6 protein-coding genes are annotated in these 5,858 nt (G+C 27.8%); all 6 read left to right on the top strand.

Translation table 11 applies throughout. The features are described from left to right. Positions 1-287 precede the first annotated feature (287 nt). The 6 genes from IC213_RS20070 to IC213_RS20045 all read left to right on the top strand — a co-directional run bounded on the left by IC213_RS20070 (position 288) and on the right by IC213_RS20045 (position 5,775). Positions 288-1,070: a hypothetical protein gene (locus IC213_RS20070; protein ID WP_227863556.1), complete on the top strand. Its 783-nt coding sequence runs from the start codon at positions 288-290 to the stop codon at positions 1,068-1,070. 92 nt (positions 1,071-1,162) lie between these two features. Then, positions 1,163-1,351 (top strand): hypothetical protein, encoded by a 189-nt coding sequence (locus IC213_RS20065; RefSeq protein WP_167640994.1) that lies wholly within the window; start codon positions 1,163-1,165, stop codon positions 1,349-1,351. A gap of 188 nt (positions 1,352-1,539) precedes the next feature. Then, the gene (locus tag IC213_RS20060) at positions 1,540-2,367 is read left to right on the top strand and encodes a hypothetical protein (protein WP_227863555.1); all 828 of its coding nucleotides are present in this window, start codon (positions 1,540-1,542) and stop codon (positions 2,365-2,367) included. Continuing rightward, on the top strand, positions 2,357-4,132 hold the full coding sequence (locus IC213_RS20055) for a terminase large subunit (RefSeq protein WP_227863554.1): 1,776 nt from the start codon (positions 2,357-2,359) through the stop codon (positions 4,130-4,132). The genes IC213_RS20060 and IC213_RS20055 overlap by 11 nt, the downstream gene beginning before the upstream one ends. After that, positions 4,101-5,585: a hypothetical protein gene (locus IC213_RS20050; RefSeq protein WP_227863553.1), complete on the top strand. Its 1,485-nt coding sequence runs from the start codon at positions 4,101-4,103 to the stop codon at positions 5,583-5,585. The genes IC213_RS20055 and IC213_RS20050 overlap by 32 nt, the downstream gene beginning before the upstream one ends. Further along, positions 5,572-5,775 (top strand): hypothetical protein, encoded by a 204-nt coding sequence (locus IC213_RS20045; RefSeq protein WP_227863552.1) that lies wholly within the window; start codon positions 5,572-5,574, stop codon positions 5,773-5,775. Before IC213_RS20050 ends, IC213_RS20045 begins: the two co-directional genes overlap by 14 nt. Positions 5,776-5,858: the final 83 nt, after the last annotated feature.

Here is a 5,858-nt window from a genome sequence, read left to right as displayed (position 1 = left end):
TAACTAAAGTACAAAAAGGAAGAGAAGGAGAAATGACTCTTGAAGATGGAACTAAAAAGCCTTGGAAGACTGAAGATAAAAGAGTTCCTAAAATAAAAGCGACTAAATCTTTAAAAGATGCAGTAATATAATTTATCAAACAAATATATTGTTCACGAGAGTGACAATTATAATGGAATTTGTGGGATAATTACTCACCATTTCATAACTGGAAGAAAGCACATGTCGTGAGATAGCAGTAAGTCTTTCTTCCTTTTAAATAAATAATAAAAGGGAGATTTGATAAGATGAATGGTGAAAAACTTATAGAAAATAAAGAATTAAGAGATAGAAACATAGATAGAGTAGATGTATTGGAACATGTGAAAGAGATATTAACTTTAGCAAATACAGATTTTAGTACAGTAGGGCTTGTAGCTGAATATTATGAAGTTGACAAACATACTGTTGAAGTGTTAATTCAAAGAAATAGAGAAGAACTAAAATTAGATGGTCTTAAATTATATAAAAAGTCTAATATAGCTGAAATACTTGCAAATTCAGAAAACGCACATAGTGTCAAATTTAAAATTCCATCAAGAGGTCTGATATTAATACCTAGAAAAGCCATACTTAAAATAGGCATGTTGCTTAGAGATTCAGAGGTAGCAAAAAAGGTAAGATATCTACTATCTCAAGAATTACCAGAATTATATTGTGAGCTAATAAAAGAAAATCAGTTGAATTTTAAAAAATATGAAGAGGAAATAGGAAATTATTTGGATTTTACATTTAAAAAAGAAAATGTTAAAAGACAAGTTAAATGTGGAAAGTATTATTTGGATTTCATTATATTTGACAGTATACACATAGAAGTTGATGAAAATAATCACAGTGGATATGATAAAGATAAGGAAAAAGAAAGAGTGTATGACATACTAAACAATACTAACTATTGGACAATAAGATATAATCCGCAAAAAGAAAAACCCTATGAATTAATGGCTAGAATATTTGAACTCTCTGAATGTACAGAAGTAGGTTTTAACTTAGATTGGGGATTAACATTAAACATCACAGGTGTTATATAAAACATTAATACATTCCTAGTAGAGTTATAGTTTTTTTAATCCTACCTAAATTATAACTCTACAAAATAATAAAAAAATAAGGGAGATAATATATGAAAAATAATAAAGGAACAGTCTTAGAAAAGTGTGAGATAGTAAAACAAGAAGATGGCACTTATAAAATTATAGAACATTTAAAAGATGGAGATAATGAGGTATTACTTAGCGATGTTTTAGATAAGTATTCTGGTGATACAGATTTAAATATAACAATTAGATTGAGTGAAACAATAGTCCAATAATATTTTTGGGCTATTTATTTTTTATCTAATATATTGATAATGATATTTGTTTGATAAAACAGGGGGATTAATTAAGAGTTGAGTTAAGTTTATAAGAGTATGTTTAATTCAGCTCTTGATTGAACTGAATCTCCCTATTAACCACTAGAGAATTACCTCTAGTGGTCTTTTTATGGTGGTGATAATATGTGGCAGTAAATAAAAAGAAATGTTCTTGTTGTAAACAAGAGAAATATGAAGAGAGATACTTTTGGAAAAGTTATAGTGATATATATTTAGATAATGGTAGATTGCCAGTGTGCAAGGATTGTTTTAAAGAGATGTTTAATAGATTAAATGAAAAATATAATAGTAGTATAAAGGCTTTAAGGCACCTTTGTTTCAATTTTGATGTTTATTTCGATGATACCTTGGCTGAAGAATCTATGAGAAAGAAATGTGAAGATTCTATTGATGAATATATGAAAATTGTTAATAGAAATTCAAAATATAGAGGTAAAACTTCTTTCGATAACTCTATAGAAGATAAACTCGACATAGAAGTTGAACTAAAAGAAATAAAGATAAATAAAGATATGATTGAAAGATGGGGAGCAGGGTTAAGAAAAGAAGATTATATGTTTTTAGAGAACAAATTTAATGAATTTTCTATTGCATATCAATGTAAAAGACCTGCTGAAAAAATGTTGTTAGAACAAATTTCTAAATGTTTACTAAAGAGTGATGAAGCACTAAGAAATGGTGATGCTACAGGGTTTGAGAAAATGAATACCTTAATATCAAAACTTATGAATGATGCAAATATAAAACCTATTCAAGAAGCAAGTTTAGCAGAAAATGAAACTATTACATGGGGTACATGGATTGATAAGATAGAGAATTATAGACCTATAGGAGAACCTTCAGAGCAATTCAAAGATGTAGATAAAATAAAAACATATATTAATAAGTGGTTTATAGGACAAATGAGAAAAGTATTTGACTTAGCCAGTGAGGACAATCCAAATGATAACTAAAACTAGAAAGTTAGATAATCATGAGATTAATTCAGATAAAACTAAAGCTTTTGAAGAAGGTATAATTGAATGGACTAAGTTCTATAGAGAAAATCCTCATAGATTTTGTATAGATTATTTTGGACTTAATTTATATTTGGTTCAAAGTATTTTAATATATATGTTTGACAAAGTTAACTACGCAATGCTTATATGTGCTAGAGGGTTTGCAAAGAGCTGGATTGCCGCTGTATATACATGTTGTAGAGCTGTTTTATATCCAAATTCTAAAATTGGTATAGCTGCATTTACTAAATCACAAGCAGAGCTTATTATAAGGGAGAAAATAGAGAAAGAGTTAGTAAAACAATCTCCTATGTTAGCTAGAGAGATAAAAAAAATAGAATATAACAATAAATTCTCCAAAGTTACATTTCACAATGGAAGCACTATAGAAGCGATAGTCTCAAACGAGCAATCGAGAGGATTCCGTTTTAATATACTTATTGTAGATGAATTTAGATTAGTAAAAAAAGAAATACAAGATAGAATTCTTAAACCATTTTTAAATGTAAGTAGAAATCTAAAATTTAAAAAAGATGGAAAATATGAATATTATCCTCCAGAACCTAATAAAGAATTGTACTTAAGTAGTGCATGGTTTAGGATGCATGAAGCATATGACAAATTTAAACTGTATGTGAATGACATGATAGATGGTAGAGATAAATTTGTACTCAATTGTAATTATAAACTTTCTCTTCATCATGGAATACTTGATAAAGAAAGAGCTGATGAAATGAAAAGAGAAATGGATGCTGTTTCTTGGATTATGGAGATGGAATCACTTTTCTTTGGAGAAAATGAAGATGCAATATTTAAATCATCTTATGTAAATCCATGTAGGACATTAAAAAATCCATTTTATCCTCCAACAGATTTGGAAGTGTTATCTGCTAAAAACGGAAAAATTAAGTGTAATTTACAAAAAAGAAAAGGTGAACTAAGGATAATTTCAGCAGATATTGCTATTGCAGAAGGTGATAATAATGATAATTCAGTATATACATGTTGGAGATTATTGCCCGAGAAAGATTATTATGAAAGAATGGTTGTTCATATAGAATCTCATAATGGTATGAAGCCAGATAAACAAGCAATAAGATTAAAGCAATTATTCTTTGATTTTGAAGCTGATTTCTTAGTTATAGATACTCAAGGAGTAGGACAAAGTGTTTTATCTGATTTACTTAGGGTTAATTATGATGATGCTAGAAATAAGGAATATAACGCATTCTCTCATGCTAATACAAATCATTTACATAATAATTTTACTACAAAAGAGAATTATCCAGTTATATTTGAAATTAAAGCATATGGACAAATAAATCATGATTGTATAATTGGTTTACTGGATGTTTTCCTAAAAAATAGAATAAAATTACCTATAAACGATGTAGAAGCAAATGATATGTTAAGTAGTACATCTGGGTATGCAAAGAAAAATTATACAGACCAAGCAAGAATGGTGTTGCCATATAAACAAACTACGCTACTTGTAAACGAATTAATTAACTTAGAAACTGTTAAAAATGATGGTCAAAAGTGGCTTAAAGTTAAAGAAAAAGGGAAAGCGCGAAAAGATAGATATTCTTCTTTAGCATATGGAAATTATCTAGCAAATTTACTAGATAAAGAATTAAAAAAGAGAAATAGTAAAGAAAGTGGACAAATAATTTCATTCTGGTCAGGAGGTGGAAAACATAATAGAACTCAAAGGAGATAAAAAAGATTATACTTTAGACCAAATAAAATACTTAAATGAGCAACTAAGACAAAGAAATTATGCAATGATAGAAAATACTATAAATCTGTCAAATGAAATGTACAAGATAAGAAATATAAGTAGAGACCAAGTAAGAAAAGCTATGATAGACCCTTACAAAAACGTAGAATTACTACAAAAGGTTAGTCTTTTACTTAAAGAAACGTCTGGTACATATAAAAGAATTCTAAATATGATTTCAACCATGAATACATTTGACCATTATATCATACCAACCAATATTTCTAAATTCAAAGATAAAGATGATTATATCGACTCTTTTTTTAAATCCGCTACATTTCTAAAAAAATATCAACTTAAACATATTTGCCCTTGGATAACTGAAAAAGTATTAGAGCAAGGGGAAATATACTTATATAAAATTGAAGATTCAAAATGCATAATGATGCAACAAATACCAGCTTCTTATTGTACAATAACATCCAAAGTAAATGGAGTATTAAGGTATGGAATTGATTTAAGAAAAATAAATAGGAAGACTTTATCAGCATTTCCAATAGAAGTTCAAGAAGCATATAAAAAATTAAATGATGGAAGATTAAAAAAAGAAGACTTAATAGAAAATAAGTACTATGAACTAAGTGATAATGCTGTAGCGTTTAATATAGACATTGATTCAACAAAAGGAATACCATTTTTTAGCTTTTTATTTGATGATATCTTAGAACTTGAAGATATGAAAGATTTAAAAGGTTCTAATGCAATTATTGAAAGTATTAAGTTAATACATGGAAAAGTACCTTATGGTAAAAATGATGAACCATTAGTTGCATTTGATTTATTAAGTGCATACTACCATGATATAAAATCTAATCTACCAGCTGGTACATCTGTAGCAGTTACCCCACTAGATATGGAAGGAATTAATCTAAGTGATGGAAAATCAAAGATTAATGATTATGTTAAAGAAGCAAAAGAATTTATATTTGATAATGCTGGAATTAACACTGCACTTTTTAACTCAGATAAAATAAACACAGAATCAATTGCAGATGGTGTTATAGCAGATAGTTTAATACCTATGAGGATTCAAAATGAGATAGAAACATGGATAAATTATGAACTAAATAAAAAGAACTCATCTAAAGCATTTCAACTTTACTTTGTTGGTACAACTCATTTTAACCAATCTAAGATATCACAACAACTTAGAGAAAATATAAACAGTGTAGGAGATAGTAGGTTAGTGTATTTAGCTAGTACTGGAAAAGAACCAATCGAAATTGCTAATTTATATAAAGCAGAACAACTAATGGAAATAGATGATTTATTACCAGTAAAACAAGCTTCATATACATATTCAAATGCTGACGCTGGAAGACCTACTAATGAAGATAAAGGTGATGGTGATACAAATGGAAATAAATCAGATAGAAAAGATGAGAACAAATAACAAAAGGTTTATTATTGCATTAACAGAAGAGAAGAAAAAATATCTAACTAATAGAGGTTTTTCCTTTGTTAATGAAAATAAATGTGGTGAGAATCCATTTTATTTATTTATAAATAAACCTGATGAGATACTTAACTTTAGTATAGAAGATTTTAAAGATATAAGTTTTAGTGATGTAATGTTTATTTAAGGAGGTGAGAGGTTGAAAGTAGTTAGTATTCCATGTGGATTTGAGACATTTTCTAATGAAGAAGATGATAGAAAATTAAATGT

It is taken from the genome of Clostridioides sp. ES-S-0049-02, from assembly GCF_020658465.1.
Lineage (GTDB): Bacteria > Bacillota > Clostridia > Peptostreptococcales > Peptostreptococcaceae > Clostridioides.
The sequence above is the reverse complement of the archived record's forward strand: the minus strand, read 5'-3'. Positions and strand labels throughout refer to the sequence as shown.